We start from the raw sequence: 16,649 nt of genomic DNA, 5'->3' as shown, positions 1-16,649 counted from the left end.
CCAGGCGACGCACGATGCGGAATGCTTTTCAACCGGGAGGCAACGCGCGGCAGGGCTCAAATCATCCTGGCCGTCGCCATGCAAAGTACGGTGAGTACCAGAAGCCAGGCGGCGATGCGCTCGCCGCGGGCCATTTTGGTGCGCAGCGCCGCTTCCGTTGCGGCGTCCGCGCCGGCAAGCTGCCGGCTTGTCTTGCGGACGACGACGCTGAGAACGCCGGCAGCGGCGAAGGCGGCCAGGATGCCCAGCGCCAGCACCATTTCCATCGAGCCGAAATAGGCGCCGTGGAAGAAATACCAGAGCAGGGCGCCGGTCACGAACACCATGCCGGCCGAGCCCATTTGCGGTCCGATAAAGCGCTCCGCCCTGATCTCGGGGTCGCGGGCAAGCGTGATGGTGGTGCCGGCCCAGAACACACCGGCCATGACGTGAAGGCCGATAACGACGATGTAGACATATTGCATGACCGCTTCCTCCTTGCCCGCCGCCCGTCCTCGGATCCCTGTCGAATGCAGGATGATACGAACTGGGTAGATCGACACGCATGATAGTTAGGTATCAAATGGTTCGATGTCAATGTATAATGCCGCGTTCCATCGCTCGGCGCCTTGTTCTACTGTCGGCGCATGACTCCCTTTGACCGTCCGCCAATCGGCATGAATCTCGCGCGCACCTCCAAGCTGGTGGCGCAGGCCTTTGACGCCGCTTTGGTCGAGGCCGGCGGCACGCTGCCGGTGTGGCTGACCTTGCTTTCGGTCAAGTCGAGCGAGCTTGCCAACCAACGCGAACTTGCCGGCATGATCGGCATCCAGGGCGCCACGCTCACCCACCATCTCAACGCCATGGAGGCGCAAGGCTTGCTGACGCGCCGCCGCGATCCGGACAACCGCCGGGTTCATCTGGTCGAACTGACGCAGGCGGGCGAAACGATGTTCCTGAAGCTGCGGGCGGCGGCTCTCATCTTCGACAAGCGGCTGCGCGCGGGATTGCCGGACGACAGGCTGGCGGAGTTCGCCGAGGTGCTGGCGGCATTGCGGGCGAATGTCGCGCCGGCCAAATGACCGGCACCGGTGGGCAATAGTCTAGGCTAAATTGCCCTGAAGCACCTTCAGCTTGGCTTTCTTCGGGCTGCGCGCCAGCAGCCATTCGCGCGCTTTGTCCTGCGGCATCGGGAATGCGATGGAATAGCCCTGCACCTGATCGCAGCCGATTGCCATCAGCGAATCGAGCTCGGCTTCGGTTTCCGCGCCCTCGGCGACGATCGAAATGCCGAGACCGCGCGCCAGCTCGGTGATGGCGCGCACGATCTTGGTGTTGTCGCCATTCTCGTTGATGTTCTGGACGAAGCGGCGGTCGATCTTCAGCCGGTCGATCTCGTTGGGATTGACGTGGCTGAGCGAGGCATAGCCGGTGCCGAAATCGTCGAGCTCAAGATGGACGCCGGCAGCGCGGATGTGGCGCAGCTTCGCCGCGATGCCCGTCTTCTCGTCGTCGAGAATGACGGATTCGACGATTTCCAGCGACAGTTTCTGCGGAGCAAGGCCGGCCTTTTCCAGCGTCGCGAACAGGAAGCGGTCGAAGTCGGGTTCGCGCAGCTCGGTGCCGGACACGTTGACGGCAAGCCGGCCGAAAGCGATGCCGGCGCGATCCCATTCGGCTGCTTGCTCGATCGCCTTGGTAAAGACGATGCGGCCGATCTCGGGCATGAAGCCGCATTTTTCGGCGACCGGAATGAACTCGCCCGGCGCAATCATGCCGCGCTCGGCATGCTTCCAGCGCACCAGCGCCTCGATGCCGCTGATGGCGCCGTTGCTCAGCGACACCTGCGGCTGGAAATAGACTTGGAAGGCGTTCTCCGAAATCGCGACCTTGATGTCGTGCTCGAGCTGCTTGCGGTAGTCTAGCTCGCGCCTGAGTTCCTCGGAGAAGAACGAGAAGCTGCCGCCGCCGAGCTTTTTGGCGGAATAGAGCGCGAGGTCGGCGTGGACGAGCAGATCCTCGGCATTGTCGGCGTCGATGGGATAGACGGCAATGCCGGCGCTGGCCCCTGGAAGGATGGTCGTGCCCTGGAAGGTAATCGGCTCGTTGATCTCCTCCAGGATGCGCCGGGCCAGCATGTTGATGTCCTCGGGGCCGCCGGCGCCATTGAGGATCATCACGAATTCGTCGCCGCCAAGGCGCGCGCAGAGATCCGACGCACGGCAGGAATCGCGCATGCGCTGCGCGGTGACGACCAGCACATAGTCGCCGGCGGCGTGGCCGAGTGTGTCGTTGATCTGCTTGAACCGGTCGAGGTCGAGCTGGATGACCGCCAGCCTCTCGCGCCGGCGATGCGCGCCCTTGATCAGCGTTTCGAAGTGATCGGTCAGGAAGGTGCGGTTGTGCAGGCCGGTCAGCCCGTCATGTACGGCGATGAAGGCCATCGAGTTGCGGGCATCGACAAGCTCGTGCGTCTTGCGCAGGATCGCCTTCGACATCGGCCGGAAGATGAAAAGCGCCACCAGCACGATGACGCCGATGGTGGCGTAGAACAAGGTGCGGTGGAGATCGAGGAGCTTTTCCGACCGCTCGTCGGCGAATGCGGCGATGCGTTGGCCGAGCGCGGCATAACCCGACAGCGTCGCATTGGCGACGGAAGCATCGAGATTGACGCGCTCGCCGCCGCCCTTGTAGGCGGCATTGCCGGAGAGCTGGGATTCGAAGGACGAGATCAGCCTTTCGCCATTGGCGACCAGCCCGACCGAGAAATAGTCGAGGTGGAACGGCTTGCCGTAAAGGACGCTCTCGATCGACTTTGGGTCGGACAATGCCGGCGACAGCGGGTCGGCTCCCGTCTGTTTGAGCAGCAGGTCGTAGTTCGTCTCGAACTCGGCGGTCGCCTGTTTCAGCGCGGCAACTAGGGCCGGCTGCTTGTCACGCGCGGCGGAGCCGGTTGCGCTGGTCAAAAAGACAATGCGCTGCGACAGCGCCTTCTGGGTGCTGACGATGTCGAGCAGAGTATGGTTGTGCTGTTGCGCCGCCATCATCTGCTGCAGCAGGATGAAGGAGGCCATCACCATGGCGGCGATGATCAGCAGCGCCAGCCAGTAGCCGCTCTTGATCAGCAGGATGAGTTTGCCCGAGACGGTTTGCGCCGGCTGCTGCGACATATTCTAGGTGACCCCTCGGTCGAACTGATTCTGCCACCGATTCGTGGCGAGAAGACCATTGGCTTGAAAGGGTTAACAGGTCTGGAAGCCGGCGGAACTGTTGCTTCGGCAGTAAACGAAAGCTGCCGAGATGGTTATCATGTTCTTTCGCGGCATGGCCGTATTCGCGTGCCTGCTACTCCAGCATGCGGGCCATGCGATCGTGTCGCGCCAGGGTTGAGCCCGCCGTGCCACCGAAACGGTCGCTTTTGCGATGGATTTTTAGTGCGCGTAGCGCGACAGTCGCGCCAATCTCAACAGGACCTGATCCATGAGCGCGGCATTCCTCTCCCATATCGACAACGAACTGCAAGGGCTGAAATCCGCCGGGCTCTACAAATCCGAGCGGGTGATCACCTCGACCCAGTCGGCTGAGATCGAAGTCGGCGGCGACAAGGTGCTGAATTTCTGCGCCAACAACTATCTCGGCCTCGCCGACAGCTCAGAATTGCGCGATGCAGCCAAAGGCGCGCTGGACCGCTACGGCTACGGCATGGCCTCGGTGCGCTTCATCTGCGGCACGCAGGAAGAGCACAAGCAGCTTGAATCAACGATTTCATCATTCCTCGGCATGGACGACACCATCCTCTACGGCTCCTGCTTCGACGCCAATGGCGGCCTGTTCGAGACACTGCTCGGCGAGGAGGATGCGATCATTTCCGATGCGCTGAACCATGCCTCGATCATCGACGGTGTGCGGCTGTCGAAGGCCAAGCGTTTCCGCTACGCCAACAACGACATGGCCGATCTCGAAGCCCGGCTGAAGGAGGCGAAAGACTGCCGCTTCCGCCTGATCGCCACCGACGGTGTGTTCTCCATGGATGGCATCATCGCCAATCTTAAAGGCGTCTGCGACCTCGCGGAAAAATACGACGCCATGGTCATGGTCGACGACAGCCATGCCGTCGGCTTCGTCGGCAAAAACGGCCGCGGCTCGGCCGAACATTGCGGCGTCGAGGGCAGGGTGGACATTATCACCGGCACGCTCGGCAAGGCGCTGGGCGGCGCCTCGGGCGGCTACACCTCGGGCAAAAGTCAAGTGGTCGACTGGCTGCGCCAGCGTTCGCGGCCTTATCTCTTCTCCAACACGCTGATGCCGGCGATTGCCGGCGCTTCCATCAAGGTGTTCGAGCTGATCCGCAATGGCGACGCCCTGCGCGAACGCCTCTATGCCAATGCGGCGCGCTTTCGCTCCGAAATGGGCAAGCTCGGCTTCACGCTGGCCGGCGCCGATCATCCGATCATTCCGGTGATGCTGGGCGATGCCAGCCTGGCGCAGGAAATGGCGGCGCGCATGCTGAAGCGCGGCATCTATGTCATCGGCTTTTCCTTCCCGGTGGTGCCGAAAGGCCAGGCGCGCATCCGCACGCAGATGTCGGCGGCGCATTCCAGCGCCGACATCGATCGCGCCGTGGCGGCATTCGCGGCGGTCGGCAAGGAATTGGGCGTGATTGGCTGAGAGTTTTACCCTCCCCCATGTCGGGAGGGTCGACTTTCGACCGCTTGCGAAGCAAGCGGGCGGGAGGCGGGGTGGGGGTCTGCAGGGTCACGACCTCCGCCAGTTTTTTGACCCCCACCCGGCCCTTCGGGCCACCCTCCCCACAAGGGGGAGGGTAAGGAGTTGTAGCATGTCGAACATGATGAAGGCGCTGGTGAAGGCCAAGGCCGAACCGGGCATCTGGATGGAAGAGGTGCCGGTGCCGGAGATCGGCCCCAACGACGTGCTGATCAAGGTCAAGAAGACGGCGATCTGCGGCACCGACGTGCACATCTACAATTGGGACCAGTGGGCGCAGAAAACGGTGCCGGTGCCGATGGTGACCGGCCATGAATTCGTCGGCACGGTTGCCGATTTTGGTGCTGCGGTCACCGAATACAAGGTCGGCCAGCGCGTCTCCGGCGAAGGCCACATCGTTTGCGGCCATTGCCGTAACTGCCGCGCGGGCAGGGGCCATTTGTGCCGCAACACGCTCGGCGTCGGCGTCAACCGTCCCGGCGCCTTCGGCGAGTATCTGGCGATCCCGCAGCACAATGTCGTCTCTATCCCCGACGATGTGCCCGACGAGATCGCGGCGATTTTCGATCCGTTGGGCAATGCGGTCCACACCGCTCTGTCCTTCGATCTGGTCGGCGAGGATGTGCTGGTCACCGGCGCCGGTCCGATCGGCATCATGGGCGCGCTGGTGGCGCAATGTGTGGGCGCGCGAAAAGTCGTCATCACCGACATCAACCCGGTGCGGCTGGCGCTGGCCAAAAAGCTCGGCGTCCAGCATGTCGTCGACGCCTCGAAGGAAAAGCTTAGGGATGTCATGCCGGCGCTCGGCATGACCGAAGGTTTTGATGTCGGCCTGGAAATGTCGGGCGCCGCGCCCGCCTTCCGCGACATGATCGACACGATGAACAATGGCGGCAAGATCGCCATTCTGGGCATCGCGCCGACCGGCTTCGAGATCGACTGGAACAAGGTCATCTTCAAGATGCTTCATCTCAAGGGCATTTACGGGCGCGAGATGTTCGAGACCTGGTACAAAATGATCGCGCTGGTGCAAGGCCCGCTGGATGTCGGCGGGCTCATCACGCATCGGATCGGTATCGATGATTTCCAGACAGGGTTCGATGCGATGAGGAGCGGCAGTTCGGGTAAGGTGGTGATGGATTGGTAGGCGCAGAGGCACGTTCTAGCTGGAGAAGCCGGCGGGACAGCACCCCCCTCTGGCCTGCCGGCCATCTCCCCCGCAAGGAGGGAGATTGGCAGCTTTGACGGCTCGCCAACCTCTGCAACATTGGAGATTGGCGAAAGCCTTCGCGACATCTGATCTCCCCCCTTGCGGGGGAGATGTCCGGCAGGACAGAGGGGGGTGTGAAGGATCACGGCGGAGCAGATCTTTATTCACCCAACGCTCCCTCCAGCGCCGCCACGCCGCTCACAATCGCTGTCCGCTCCTCTGTGCTCAGCCTCTCCAGCAACTCCCGTTCAAACGCCTTCGCCAGCGGCACCATTTCGCCATAGGCCGCCAGCCCCGCCTTCGTCAGCGCCAGATGCTCTACACGTCGATCATTCTCGTCGGTTGTGCGTACCAGCCAGCGTCGCCGCTCGAGCTCGGCCACGGCGCGCGACACCTTGGTCTTGTGCATGGCCGACTGCTCGCCAAGCGCTGTCGCCGTCATGGTGCCGCGCTGTCCGAGCCCTGACAGCGTGCGCCATTCCGGCCGCGTCAGGCCGTGGCGGTCGCGGTAGATTTTTGAAAATTCGCGGCTGACGGCGTCGGCCAGCCGGTAGAGCCGATAGGGCAGGAAGCTTTCGAGTTCGAGGATTTCCATCTGCACCGTGGATGCGTTCGCGTTTGATAGTTACATTTTCGATGGTTACAAATGAAACCAGTTTGGTCAACATCGCCGGCAAGCAGCGCATCGCGGGGCCGGGATCAGGGAGGATCGGATGACCTTTTCCTACATGCCGGGCTTCGGCAACGACTTCGAAACCGAGACGCTGCCCGGCTCGCTGCCGCAGGGGCGGAACTCGCCGCAACGGCCGGCTTACGGACTTTATGCCGAGCAGCTCTCGGGCTCGCCCTTCACCGCCCCGCGCGGCACCAATGAGCGCTCCTGGCTCTACCGCATCCGGCCGAGCGTCAAACACACCGGCCGCTTCAAGGCGGCGAGCTATCCCCTGTGGAAGACCGCACCCAATGTCGGCGACCACGAACTGGCGCTCGGGCAGTATCGCTGGAACCCGGTGCCGATGCCGAGTGAGCCGACCGACTTCATCGCCGGCATGCGCACCATCACCACTGCCGGAGATGTGCTGGGCCAAAGCGGCATGGCCGCGCATGTCTATGTCGCCAACCGATCGATGGTCGACGATCATTTCTTCAATGCCGATGGCGAGTTGCTGATCGTCCCCCAGGTCGGCGCCTTGCGCTTCGTCACCGAGATGGGTGTCATCGAGCTGCGACCCGGTGAGATCGCCGTTCTGCCGCGCGGGCTGGTGTTCAAGGTCGAGCTCATCGACGAGGAAGTGCGCGGCTATGTCTGCGAGAACTACGGCGCCAAGCTGACGCTGCCCGACCGCGGGCCGATCGGCGCCAACTGCCTCGCCAATCCGCGCGACTTCAAGACGCCCTGCGCCTGGTTCGAGGAGAAGGAGACGCCGTGCCGGCTGACGGTGAAATGGTGCGGCAATTTCCATGTCACCGAGATTGGCCATTCGCCGCTCGACGTCGTCGCCTGGCACGGCAACTACGCGCCCTACAAGTATGATCTGGCGACGTTTTCTCCGGTCGGCGCCATCCTGTTCGACCATCCCGATCCGTCGATCTTCACCGTGCTGACGGCGCCGAGCGGCGAGGAAGGCACTGCCAACATCGACTTCGTCATCTTTCCGCCGCGCTGGCTGGTGGCGGAGGATACGTTCCGGCCGCCCTGGTACCACCGCAACATCATGAGCGAGTTCATGGGCCTGATCCACGGCCAGTATGACGCCAAGGAGGAAGGTTTTGTCCCGGGCGGCATCAGCCTGCACAATCTGATGCTGGCCCACGGCCCAGACGCGCCTGGCTTCGAAAAGGCCTCGCGCTCCGAGCTGAAACCGGTCAAGCTCGACAACACCATGGCCTTCATGTTCGAGACCCGATTCCCGCAAATGCTCACCCGCTACGGCGCCGAGCTTGAAACAAGGCAGGACAATTACATCGATTGCTGGACCGATCTGAAGAAGCGTTTCAACGGCACGCCGGAGGGCGACTGGTCTTGAGATCAGCCCGATGAACGACCGGCTGGTGCTTCTCGGCTCCAAGGGCGGCCCGGCGCTGCGGCCGGGCGGGCCGTGGCCGAGTTCGTCGCTGCTGGAACTGGGCGGGCGAACCATCGTCGTCGATTGCGGGCTCGGCGTCACGCGCGGCCTGGTCGATTCCGCCGTCAGCCTGAAGGCGCTCGACCTGATCTTCGTCACCCATCTGCATTCCGATCATGTGCTGGAACTAGGGGCGCTGCTCCACACCGCCTGGACCGCCGGTCTGGCCAATCCGGTGACGTTGTTCGGACCGCCCGGCACCGGCCATTACTGGCGGCGCTTCTGCCAGGCGATGGAGTTCGACATCGAGATCCGCATCGTTGACGAAGGCAGGCCGGACATCCGCGAACTGGTTTCGATCGTCGAATTCGGCGAGGGTGAGATTTTTACGCAGCGCGGCCTGAAGGTCTCGGCGCTGCGCGTTGACCATCCCCCCGTAACCGACTGCTTTGCGCTGCGCTTCGACCGTGCCGGCAAAAGCGTCGTGTTCTCGGCCGACACCGCCTTCTTCCCGCCGCTCGCCGGTTTCGCCAGAGATGCCGACATTCTTGTTCACGAGGCCATGCTGGAAGAAGGCATCGAGCGTCTCGTCACCAGGACCGGCAATGGCGCGCGGCTGAAGGAGCATCTGCTCGCCAGCCACAGCTTTGCCGAGGAAGCCGGGCGCATCGCCAGCGATGCCGGCGTCGGGAGACTGGTGCTCAATCACCTCATTCCGGCCGACGATCCCGCGATCGGTGAGGCCGACTGGGAGGCTGCCGTCAGGAAATCGTGGGCCGGTGACTTGACGATTGCCCGCGACGGCCTTGTTGTGGGGTTTCGGGAGTAACGATGGCCGACGACGCGCTTTGGGAAGAGGTACGCAAATCCGGGGAGGCATCCTGGGCGCAGCTCTCTCTGTTTCTCGAACGAGTGGAGGACTTGCTGTCCTTTGTCCGCTTCATCGATGCGCTGCGCAAGGACCGCGAGGACGCCGACCGCAAGGAGGACGCGAGGCCCGGACCATCCGACCCCGGCTGGAATGGCTGGTACAATGGCTCGATAGCCACATTTCTTGAAGCGGCGGTCGCCTGCGTCCAAGACAATGGGCCGACATTCCTAGCTGACGAAAATCCTTGGAAAGCCGCCGCCAAAATTCTCTATGCCGGCAAATCTCACGAATAACCGCATACTAAGAATAACCACTGGGAGGATGCATGAAGCTTGCCACATTGAAGGACGGGACGCGCGATGGAAAACTCGTCGTCGTCTCGCGCGACCTGACGCGCTTCACCGACGCCTCGTTCCTGGCGCGAACGCTGCAGGCCGCGCTCGACGACTGGCAGCGGGTTTCGCCGCATCTGGCAACCATCGCGGAATCGCTGGAAAACAATGCGGTGCCGTCGGCGCGCTTCCATGAGCATGACGCCCATTCGCCGCTGCCGCGCGCCTATCAATGGGCCGACGGTTCGGCCTATGTGAACCATGTCGAACTGGTGCGCAAAGCGCGCGGGGCCGATATGCCGGCAAGCTTCTGGACCGATCCGCTGATCTATCAGGGCGGCTCGGATTCCTTCATCGCGCCGCGTGAGCCGATCCGCATGGCCGGCGAAGCCTATGGCATCGATATGGAGGCAGAGGTCGCCGTCATTGTCGACGACGTGCCGATGGGCGCCAGTATCGACCAGGCGCGCGCCGCCATCCGGCTGGTCATGCTGGTCAATGATGTGACGCTGCGCGCGCTCACCGGACCCGAGCTCGCCAAGGGGTTTGGCTTCTTCCAGTCGAAGCCGTCCTCGGCTTTTTCGCCGGTGGCGGTGACGCCGGACGAACTCGGCGACGCCTGGGATGGCGGCAAGGTCAACCTGCCTCTGCTCGCCGACGTCAACGGCAAGCCGTTCGGCCGTGCCAATGCCGGCGTCGACATGACCTTCGACTTCCCGGCGCTGATTGCCCATGCCGCAAAGACACGGCCGCTGGTTGCCGGCACCATCATCGGTTCCGGCACCGTCTCCAACAAGCTGGATGGCGGGCCGGGCAAACCGGTGGCGGCCGGCGGCGCCGGCTATTCCTGCATCGCTGAACTGCGCATGATCGAGACCATTGAGTCTGGCGAGCCCAAGACGCCGTTCCTGCGCTTTGGCGATACGGTGCGTATCGAGATGAAGAATAAAAGCGGAAACTCGATCTTCGGCGCCATCGAGCAGAAGGTCGAGAAGTCCCAGGCATAAGAGGGGGCAATAGTGACGGGAGAGGCGTTCTACCTGCTGGCCGGCGTCTGGGCGCTGGCCATTCTGGTGGTCTTCATCCAGGCGATCCGGCTGAGCTACCGCATCGAGGCGCGCTCGCCCGATCTGACCAACCGCAGTGGCTACCCGCGCAAGGCGATGATGTTCCACACCATCACCAACACCAATGTGGCGCGGGACGAGGAGACGCAGGCGATGCGGCGGCGCATGAACCGCCTGTTGCTGATCGTTGTCGCCGGCTTCGCGGTGATGGCGGCAGGCTTGTATCTGATGCGATCGACGGGAGCGTGAATGGCAGATGGCCTATACCGCTTCTTATCTTTGGTTTCTTGGGCTTTGCAGCGTCGCAACCGGCTGGCTTTTGATTTCCGCAATTCGGCTCTGCCGGCAGGTCGAGGATCGGTCTGAAAGGCTGCGTAATTTCAGCAGCGAGGCGCGCCTGCCGAGGCTTGTGTACGTCGCTTTGAACCGGGAAGTCGCAAGCGATGCAGGAACGCAAGAACTGCGCCGCGGTATGAACGCTCGTCTTCTGGGGACAGCTGCCATACTCGTCATTCTGAAGTTGGTGGACTTGGTCGGTTGGCCAAGCGCATAACATGGATATTCTCACCCACTTCAGCCGCATGGCCGGCAACAATCTCTGGTCGAATGACCGGCTCTACCGCGCTGTGCTTGCGCTGAAGCCCGGCGAATTCGAAGCCGAACGCACCAGCTTCTTCCCGTCGATCAAGGCAACGCTCAACCACATCCTTGCGGTCGATCATCTCTATCTCGATTTTCTCGAAGAAGGCGGCGTCTGTGCGGCCGCCCATGACGACTACGTGCCGTTCGATGTGCCGCAGGCGCTGTTTGCCGCCCAGGTCGCAGCAGATCGACGCCTGATCGCCTTTTGCGAGAAGCTGTCGGAGGCGGATCTCGACCGTCAGGTCATCACCGACCGGCGCGAGGACGGCATGATCCCCGAAAAGATCGGCGACATTCTCGCCCATGTCTTCCTGCACGACATCCACCATCGCGGCCAGGTTCACGCGATGCTCTCGGGCAGCTCGGTCGCGCCGCCGCAGCTGGACGAGTTCTTGCTCGATTATGATTTGAAGGTGAGGAGGGAAGAGGTCGTGCGGCTGGGCCTCTGACCTTTATCTGGTGTACTCGTTCCATTCAGGGCCGAGTTTGTCGAAATCGTCAGAAATCCAAATCTTGCCCTTCAGGGCACCTATGCGCGACAACAAGTCTTCTCGAACTGGTGGCACGAGCCGCGCCGCGATCTTGCCGTGATGAGTGATGACTATCTCCTCGCCGGCCTCCGCGCGGCCGACGAGTTCCGTTAGTTTGGCCTTTGCTTCGGTTATGGAGACGTTCACGGTTCACGCCGCCTTGCCATCGACCTTGATCACGCCGCGCTTGATCTGGTCCTGCTCGATCGACTCGAACAGCGCGCGGAAATTGCCTTCGCCAAAACCTTCGTCGCCCTTCCTCTGGATGAATTCGAAGAAGATCGGGCCGATCACGGTTTTGGAGAATATCTGCAGCAGGATCTTGGTCATGCCGCCGTCGACCACGCCTTCGCCGTCGATCAGGATGCCGTGCTTCTTCATCCGCTCGATCGGCTCGTCATGCCCGTTCACTCTGTTGTACGACATGTCGTAGTAGGTCTCCGGCGGACCGGGCATGAACTTCAGCCCGTTGTCGGCAAGCTTGTCGGTGGCGGCGTAGATGTCGTCGGTCCCGACGGCGATATGCTGGATGCCTTCGCCATTGTACTTCTTCAGATACTCGGCGATCTGGCTGGTGTCGTCCTTGGACTCGTTCAGCGGGATACGGATCTTGCCGCAGGGCGAGGTGATGGCGCGGCTGACGAGGCCGGTGATCTTGCCGTCGATGTCGAAGAAATGGATCTGCTTGAAGCCGAACAATTCGCGATAAAAGTCCCACCATTTGTCCATCTGGCCGCGATAGACATTGTGGGTGAGGTGGTCGAGGAAATAGAAGCCGACGCCTTGGGGCCGCGGGTCGCGTTCGCCCAGCCACTCGAACTCGGCATCATAGGCCGAGCCCTTCTTGCCATAGGCTTCGATGAAATAGAGCAGTGAGCCGCCAATGCCGACAATGGCCGGCGCGTCGAGCGCCTTGTCGTCGCCTTCATAGGGCGTCGCGCCTTTCGACACCGCATGGTCGAATGCGTGCTTGGCATCGACAACACGCCAGGCCATCGAGGCGGCGCAAGGGCCGTGTTTGTCGACGAACTTCATCGCATGCGAGCCCGGCTCGGCATTGACGACATAGTTGATATCGCCCTGGCGCCAGACGGTGATGTCCTTCGTGCGGTGCTTGGCCACCGCGACATAGCCCATGCGGGTGAACAGTTCGGCTAGCTTCTGCGGCTCCGCATGCGCGAACTCGACGAACTCGAAACCGTCGGTGCCGGCGGGGTTTTCCTTGCTGATCTTTGCGGGCGGGGCGTCGTGCGGGAAGGGACCCATGGCATTCCTCCAAACGGATGGTGGCCGCATCGGACCACGAGATGACGCATGATAGTGCGAAGCGACCGCACGGTGCTTGCATTCAAACGCTTGAAATGATCATCTCGTGCGTAATTCATGCATGATTGGAGATGAATCGATGAATGAAGCGCGCATCGATCAATTTGACCGCAAGATAATGGCTCTCTTGCAGGGCGACGCGCGGCTCACCAACAACGATCTCTCGGAGCGCGTGAACCTGTCGGCATCGCAATGCTCACGCCGCCGCCAGCGGCTGGAGGAAGACGGCTACATCAAGGGCTATCGCGCCGTGCTCGACCGCGACAAGCTCGGCTTCTCGCTGGTCAACGTCATCTCGGTGACGCTCGCCACCCATAACCGCGACAATGCCAGGCGCTTCGGCGAGCTGCTGGCGCGGCTGCCGGAGGTGCAGGAGGCGCACGCGCTGACCGGCGAGATGGATTATATCTTGAAGGTGGTGACGCCCGACCTCAAATCGCTGTCGGAATTCGTCAATGGCGTGCTGCTGCCGCATGAATCGGTGCAGCATGTGAAGACCGCGATCGTGCTGGAGACGCTGAAGGAGACCGGGGCGCTGCCGATCTAGTTTGAGAGAGTTTCAGTTGATACGTCGGCGGGACAGCACCCCCCTCTGGCCTGCCGGCCATCTCTCCCGCAAGGAGGGAGATCAGCAGCTTTGTCGATAGCGCTCATCCTGCAACGTCGGCGATTGGCGAAAAGCGAAGGCGACATCCGATCTCCCCCCTTGCGGGGGAGATGATGTCCGGCAGGACAGAGGGGGGTGTGAGGGATCGCCAGCGCCTCAGATGCTCACCCCTTGGACTGCTGAATCAGCCCGTAGAGATTGGTGCAGCGCGCGCCGGAGCGGCAATAGGCAAACACCGGGCCTTCGAGCGCGTCGAGCGCTTTGGCCTGATCTTCGACATTCTCGGCTGTGATCTGGCCGCTGATTACCGGGATGTAGCGGAAGGCCAGCCCCGCGGCTTCGACCGCCGCCTTGACGCTGTCGGCCGAAGGCTGGTCGGGCTGCTCGTCATCCGGCCGGTTGCAGATCACGCTCTTGAAACCGGCTTCCTTGATGGCGGCGGCATCTTCGGGCTGGATCTGGCCCGAGACCGAATAGTCCTCGCTGATTTCTCGATATTCCATGGCTCTCATCCTCTCAACCTGGTTTGGCGCGAAGTCTTGCCACTCTCACACGAGGTCGGCAATCCGCGCCGGAAAGAAATCCCTCGGCGCAGATAGACATTTGCGGCCCAAGATCCCCCAGGCTCAAGAGGTTTCGCGCTGTTGGCCTTGCCCGGAGGCGGCAGCGACTCTAAACAGGCGCACCGACAAACGAAGGAACCATCCCATGAGCATTCGTCGCATCGATGTTGGCCCGCGCATGAGCCAGATCGTCATCCACGGCAACACCGTCTATCTCGCCGGCCAGGTCGGAACGCCCGGCGCCAGCGTTGGCGAACAGACCAGGTCGATCCTCGCATCCATCGACGAACTGCTGGCCAAGGCCGGCACCGACAAGACCAAGATCCTGCAGGCGATCATCTGGCTGGCCGATATGGGCACCTTCGCCGAGATGAACAAGGAATGGGACAAGTGGGTCCCGCAAGGCAACACGCCCGCCCGCGCCACGGGTGAGGCCAAGCTTGCAGGGCCGGAATACACTGTCGAGATTATCGTCACGGCGGCGATTTAAAGTGCAGCCTTCTACCTCCCCCTTGTGGGGAGGTCGGACCGAAGGTCCGGGTGGGGGCTGGCGCCGACCCCCACCCCGCTGCTTCGCAGCGACCCTCCCCACAAGGGGAGGGTAAAGGAGCTACCCCTGCGAAGGCCTGAACCGCGCCACCAGCGTGTGGCTCTCCGCGGCGTAGGTGAACCTCACCTGCGTCACCGGGTGCTCGGCGCCCCAGGTCCGGCGCTCGACCACCAGGCAGGGCGCGCCGGCTGCGATGTCGAGCGCTTCGGCCATGCGCTTGTCCGCCGCCACAGCGCGGATGCGGTGCTCGGCCTCGCTCCAGGGCACGCGGCCGATCAGCCAAGGGCCGGGGGCGATGTCGAGAAATTCTTCATTGCCAGCTTCCGCGACGGCGGCCAGATTGATCAGCCGCTGTTCATGCGCGAACGGCCGCTTGCCGGCGAAATGCCGGCATTCCAGCGCCAGCACCTGTCCAGCCGCTCCCAATTCCAGCAAGGCGCGATCCTCGGCGCTGCTGCGCCTTTTCTGCCGCGCCACGCGCTCGTAGCGATAGGCCAGGCCAAGCGCCTCGACCTCGATCCTGATGTCGTGGATTTCCAGCACCGCGGCCTGCGATTGCGGCTGGCGCACGAAACTGCCCGAACGGCGGCGGCGCTCGATCAGCCCGGCCTTGGCCAGTTGCGACAGCGCCTTGTTCACCGTCATGCGCGAGCAATGATACTGCGCCGTCAGCTCGTGCTCGAACGGGATGCGGTGGCCCGGCGCCCAGGCGCCGGACATTATTTTCTCGCTGATGTCGGACAGGATGCGCTGGTGCAGCGAGCCGCCGCCTTCCGACGCCGCTGTCTCAATCATGCTCATGCCGCAAGCGCCGTCATCACCTGGCGAAAGCGCTCTGCAATCGGCTCGCGCCTGGAATGCCGGCCGCCGCTGACCTGCTTTTTCCCATGCACCCAGACGCAATCGACCTTGCCGCCATTGGCAAAGATCCAGGCGTCGAGGATCGCATCGCCACTTTTTCCGGCCAGCGAAGGATGGTTTTCGTCGAGGGAGACGAAATCAGCCGCGGCGCCGGCGGCGATCCGCGACGGGCCGGCGCCGAGTGCGGTGCTGCCGCCATCGAGGGCGGCGTCGAACAGAGCCCGCCCGGTCGAGCCGCCGGCCACCGCCAGCACATTGCGGGCGCGGTGTGCGAGGCGCTGCGAATATTCGAGCTGGCGCAATTCATCCGGCAGGCCGATCAGCACGTTGGAATCCGAGCCGACGCCGAAGCGGCCGCCATGTTCGATGAACAGAGGTGCTGAAAAGGTGCCGTCGCCGAGATTGGCCTCGGTGATCGGGCAAAGCCCGGCAATGGCGCCGCTTCTGGCCATGCCGGTTGTCTCAGCCTCGGTCATGTGGGTGGCGTGGATCAGGCACCAACGCTTGTCGATCCCCGCATTGGCGAGCAGCCATTCGACCGGTCGCGCACCCGACCACGCCAGGCAATCCTCGACCTCCTTCACCTGCTCGGCGACGTGGATGTGGATCGGTCCGTCCGGCGCAATGGCGGCAACAGCGCTGAGTTCCTCCGGCGTCGCGGCGCGCAGGCTGTGCGGGGCGACGCCGACGACAGCCTGATTCAACGCACGAACCGATTCGCGGCATTTCTCAACCAGCAGGGAGAAGCAATTCACATCGTTGATGAATCGCCGCTGGCCTTCATTGGGCGCAGCGCCGCCAAAGGACGAATGCGCATAAAACACCGGCAGCAGCGTCAGGCCGATACCGGTCTCGGCGGATGCAGCGGCAATGCGCTCGGCCATTTCGGCAAGGTTGGCATAGGCATTTCCATCGCGGTCATGGTGGAGATAGTGGAATTCGCCGGCGCGCGAAAAACCGGCTTCCAGCATCTCGACATAGAGCTGCGCGGCGACCGCCTCGACCTGGTCCGGCGTCATCGACAGCGCGAAGCGGTACATCACCTCGCGCCAGCTCCAGAAGCTGTCGGCGGAGGGACCGCGCAGTTCGGCAAGCCCGGCCATGCCGCGCTGGAAGGCGTGGCTGTGCAGGTTCGGCATGCCGGGTACCAGAATGGCGTGGCGTTCGTCGTCGGCCTGCTGCGAAGAGCCCGGCTCGACCGTCGCGATGCGACCGTCCGTGACGACGATCCGCACCTTGTCATGCCAGCCATCGGTCAGCAGCGCCTGTTCCGCAAAGATCGCCGTCACGTTTTTCTCCGCGTTCCATGAACAATGCACT

At 62.8% G+C, this 16,649-nt stretch carries 20 protein-coding genes; 12 read left to right on the top strand and 8 right to left on the bottom strand.

The window, feature by feature from the left end; translation table 11 throughout:
• Positions 1–56: 56 nt before the first annotated feature.
• The gene (locus tag NL532_RS22155; RefSeq protein ID WP_023745497.1) at positions 57–464 is read right to left on the bottom strand and encodes a hypothetical protein; all 408 of its coding nucleotides are present in this window, start codon (positions 462–464) and stop codon (positions 57–59) included.
• A 192-nt stretch (positions 465–656) separates the two neighbouring features.
• On the opposite strand from NL532_RS22155, the gene NL532_RS22150 reads away from it, so the two are divergent.
• Entirely contained in the window at positions 657–1,061 is a 405-nt protein-coding gene (locus NL532_RS22150) for a MarR family winged helix-turn-helix transcriptional regulator (protein ID WP_023672921.1), read from the top strand.
• A gap of 21 nt (positions 1,062–1,082) precedes the next feature.
• Here the strand turns inward: NL532_RS22150 and NL532_RS22145 are convergent, their stop codons facing one another.
• Positions 1,083–3,149, bottom strand: coding sequence for a putative bifunctional diguanylate cyclase/phosphodiesterase (locus NL532_RS22145; RefSeq protein WP_023672920.1), 2,067 nt, complete (start codon positions 3,147–3,149; stop codon positions 1,083–1,085).
• A 310-nt stretch (positions 3,150–3,459) separates the two neighbouring features.
• Here NL532_RS22145 and NL532_RS22140 point away from each other — a divergent pair, with 310 nt between their 5' ends.
• Together NL532_RS22140 and tdh are read left to right on the top strand one after the other, a co-directional pair.
• Complete coding sequence (locus NL532_RS22140; RefSeq protein WP_023829514.1) at positions 3,460–4,647, top strand: glycine C-acetyltransferase; 1,188 nt, start codon at positions 3,460–3,462, stop codon at positions 4,645–4,647.
• Between the two features lie 169 nt (positions 4,648–4,816).
• Positions 4,817–5,851 carry an L-threonine 3-dehydrogenase gene (gene tdh, locus NL532_RS22135; RefSeq protein ID WP_023829515.1) on the top strand — a complete coding sequence of 345 codons (1,035 nt, stop codon included), beginning with the start codon at positions 4,817–4,819 and terminating at the stop codon, positions 5,849–5,851.
• A gap of 223 nt (positions 5,852–6,074) precedes the next feature.
• Here the strand turns inward: tdh and NL532_RS22130 are convergent, their stop codons facing one another.
• Entirely contained in the window at positions 6,075–6,509 is a 435-nt protein-coding gene (locus NL532_RS22130; protein WP_031203942.1) for a MarR family winged helix-turn-helix transcriptional regulator, read from the bottom strand.
• A gap of 118 nt (positions 6,510–6,627) precedes the next feature.
• On the opposite strand from NL532_RS22130, the gene hmgA reads away from it, so the two are divergent.
• The 7 genes from hmgA to NL532_RS22095 are packed head-to-tail and all read left to right on the top strand — an operon-like array spanning position 6,628 to position 11,341.
• Positions 6,628–7,941 (top strand): homogentisate 1,2-dioxygenase, encoded by a 1,314-nt coding sequence (gene hmgA, locus NL532_RS22125; protein WP_023753724.1) that lies wholly within the window; start codon positions 6,628–6,630, stop codon positions 7,939–7,941.
• 10 nt (positions 7,942–7,951) lie between these two features.
• Complete coding sequence (locus NL532_RS22120; RefSeq protein ID WP_286487462.1) at positions 7,952–8,809, top strand: MBL fold metallo-hydrolase; 858 nt, start codon at positions 7,952–7,954, stop codon at positions 8,807–8,809.
• A 2-nt stretch (positions 8,810–8,811) separates the two neighbouring features.
• The gene (locus tag NL532_RS22115) at positions 8,812–9,144 is read left to right on the top strand and encodes a hypothetical protein (protein WP_023753722.1); all 333 of its coding nucleotides are present in this window, start codon (positions 8,812–8,814) and stop codon (positions 9,142–9,144) included.
• A 32-nt stretch (positions 9,145–9,176) separates the two neighbouring features.
• The gene (locus NL532_RS22110) at positions 9,177–10,190 is read left to right on the top strand and encodes a fumarylacetoacetate hydrolase family protein (protein WP_023753721.1); all 1,014 of its coding nucleotides are present in this window, start codon (positions 9,177–9,179) and stop codon (positions 10,188–10,190) included.
• 12 nt (positions 10,191–10,202) lie between these two features.
• Positions 10,203–10,499 carry a hypothetical protein gene (locus NL532_RS22105; protein WP_023743661.1) on the top strand — a complete coding sequence of 99 codons (297 nt, stop codon included), beginning with the start codon at positions 10,203–10,205 and terminating at the stop codon, positions 10,497–10,499.
• Between the two features lie 7 nt (positions 10,500–10,506).
• Positions 10,507–10,803, top strand: coding sequence for a hypothetical protein (locus NL532_RS22100; RefSeq protein ID WP_023753720.1), 297 nt, complete (start codon positions 10,507–10,509; stop codon positions 10,801–10,803).
• 1 nt (position 10,804) lies between these two features.
• Complete coding sequence (locus NL532_RS22095; RefSeq protein ID WP_023829517.1) at positions 10,805–11,341, top strand: DinB family protein; 537 nt, start codon at positions 10,805–10,807, stop codon at positions 11,339–11,341.
• A 3-nt stretch (positions 11,342–11,344) separates the two neighbouring features.
• On the opposite strand, the gene NL532_RS22090 is transcribed toward NL532_RS22095, so the two are convergent.
• Together NL532_RS22090 and hppD are read right to left on the bottom strand one after the other, a co-directional pair.
• Positions 11,345–11,569, bottom strand: a complete 225-nt coding sequence (locus NL532_RS22090; RefSeq protein WP_023743658.1) for a type II toxin-antitoxin system Phd/YefM family antitoxin — start codon at positions 11,567–11,569, stop codon at positions 11,345–11,347.
• A 3-nt stretch (positions 11,570–11,572) separates the two neighbouring features.
• A complete protein-coding gene (hppD, locus tag NL532_RS22085; RefSeq protein ID WP_023698020.1) occupies positions 11,573–12,688 on the bottom strand; it encodes a 4-hydroxyphenylpyruvate dioxygenase in 1,116 nt (371 codons plus the stop codon).
• A 139-nt stretch (positions 12,689–12,827) separates the two neighbouring features.
• Between hppD and NL532_RS22080 the strand changes: the two genes are divergently transcribed.
• Positions 12,828–13,295, top strand: coding sequence for an Lrp/AsnC family transcriptional regulator (locus tag NL532_RS22080; RefSeq protein ID WP_023734215.1), 468 nt, complete (start codon positions 12,828–12,830; stop codon positions 13,293–13,295).
• 224 nt (positions 13,296–13,519) lie between these two features.
• Here the strand turns inward: NL532_RS22080 and NL532_RS22075 are convergent, their stop codons facing one another.
• Positions 13,520–13,858 (bottom strand): protein tyrosine phosphatase family protein, encoded by a 339-nt coding sequence (locus NL532_RS22075; protein ID WP_023689629.1) that lies wholly within the window; start codon positions 13,856–13,858, stop codon positions 13,520–13,522.
• Between the two features lie 205 nt (positions 13,859–14,063).
• On the opposite strand from NL532_RS22075, the gene NL532_RS22070 reads away from it, so the two are divergent.
• Positions 14,064–14,408, top strand: a complete 345-nt coding sequence (locus NL532_RS22070) for a RidA family protein (protein WP_023672906.1) — start codon at positions 14,064–14,066, stop codon at positions 14,406–14,408.
• A 120-nt stretch (positions 14,409–14,528) separates the two neighbouring features.
• Here NL532_RS22070 and hutC read toward each other — a convergent pair whose 3' ends face one another.
• On the bottom strand, positions 14,529–15,269 hold the full coding sequence (gene hutC / locus NL532_RS22065) for a histidine utilization transcriptional repressor HutC (protein ID WP_023829518.1): 741 nt from the start codon (positions 15,267–15,269) through the stop codon (positions 14,529–14,531).
• Complete coding sequence (locus NL532_RS22060) at positions 15,266–16,618, bottom strand: formimidoylglutamate deiminase (protein WP_023829519.1); 1,353 nt, start codon at positions 16,616–16,618, stop codon at positions 15,266–15,268. The genes hutC and NL532_RS22060 overlap by 4 nt, the downstream gene beginning before the upstream one ends.
• Positions 16,619–16,649 lie beyond the last annotated feature (31 nt).

This window comes from Mesorhizobium sp. C120A (assembly GCF_030323105.1).
In the GTDB taxonomy this organism is placed as follows: Bacteria; Pseudomonadota; Alphaproteobacteria; order Rhizobiales; family Rhizobiaceae; genus Mesorhizobium.
Note: the sequence above shows the minus strand (reverse complement) of the source record. Positions and strands in the feature narration are given on the sequence as shown.

Excerpts from the sequence above, each read along its gene's own strand:
- NL532_RS22130 (WP_031203942.1), bottom strand. The coding sequence starts at position 6,509 with ATGGAAATCCTCGAACTCGAAAGCTTCCTGCCCTATCGGCTCTACCGG.
- NL532_RS22075 (WP_023689629.1), bottom strand. The coding sequence starts at position 13,858 with ATGGAATATCGAGAAATCAGCGAGGACTATTCGGTCTCGGGCCAGATC.
- NL532_RS22115 (WP_023753722.1), top strand. The coding sequence starts at position 8,812 with ATGGCCGACGACGCGCTTTGGGAAGAGGTACGCAAATCCGGGGAGGCA.
- NL532_RS22080 (WP_023734215.1), top strand. The coding sequence starts at position 12,828 with ATGAATGAAGCGCGCATCGATCAATTTGACCGCAAGATAATGGCTCTC.
- NL532_RS22145 (WP_023672920.1), bottom strand. The coding sequence starts at position 3,149 with ATGTCGCAGCAGCCGGCGCAAACCGTCTCGGGCAAACTCATCCTGCTG.
- NL532_RS22120 (WP_286487462.1), top strand. The coding sequence starts at position 7,952 with ATGAACGACCGGCTGGTGCTTCTCGGCTCCAAGGGCGGCCCGGCGCTG.
- hmgA (WP_023753724.1), top strand. The coding sequence starts at position 6,628 with ATGACCTTTTCCTACATGCCGGGCTTCGGCAACGACTTCGAAACCGAG.
- NL532_RS22110 (WP_023753721.1), top strand. The coding sequence starts at position 9,177 with ATGAAGCTTGCCACATTGAAGGACGGGACGCGCGATGGAAAACTCGTC.
- NL532_RS22140 (WP_023829514.1), top strand. The coding sequence starts at position 3,460 with ATGAGCGCGGCATTCCTCTCCCATATCGACAACGAACTGCAAGGGCTG.
- hutC (WP_023829518.1), bottom strand. The coding sequence starts at position 15,269 with ATGAGCATGATTGAGACAGCGGCGTCGGAAGGCGGCGGCTCGCTGCAC.
- NL532_RS22100 (WP_023753720.1), top strand. The coding sequence starts at position 10,507 with ATGGCCTATACCGCTTCTTATCTTTGGTTTCTTGGGCTTTGCAGCGTC.
- NL532_RS22155 (WP_023745497.1), bottom strand. The coding sequence starts at position 464 with ATGCAATATGTCTACATCGTCGTTATCGGCCTTCACGTCATGGCCGGT.
- hppD (WP_023698020.1), bottom strand. The coding sequence starts at position 12,688 with ATGGGTCCCTTCCCGCACGACGCCCCGCCCGCAAAGATCAGCAAGGAA.
- NL532_RS22070 (WP_023672906.1), top strand. The coding sequence starts at position 14,064 with ATGAGCATTCGTCGCATCGATGTTGGCCCGCGCATGAGCCAGATCGTC.
- NL532_RS22095 (WP_023829517.1), top strand. The coding sequence starts at position 10,805 with ATGGATATTCTCACCCACTTCAGCCGCATGGCCGGCAACAATCTCTGG.
- NL532_RS22150 (WP_023672921.1), top strand. The coding sequence starts at position 657 with ATGAATCTCGCGCGCACCTCCAAGCTGGTGGCGCAGGCCTTTGACGCC.
- tdh (WP_023829515.1), top strand. The coding sequence starts at position 4,817 with ATGTCGAACATGATGAAGGCGCTGGTGAAGGCCAAGGCCGAACCGGGC.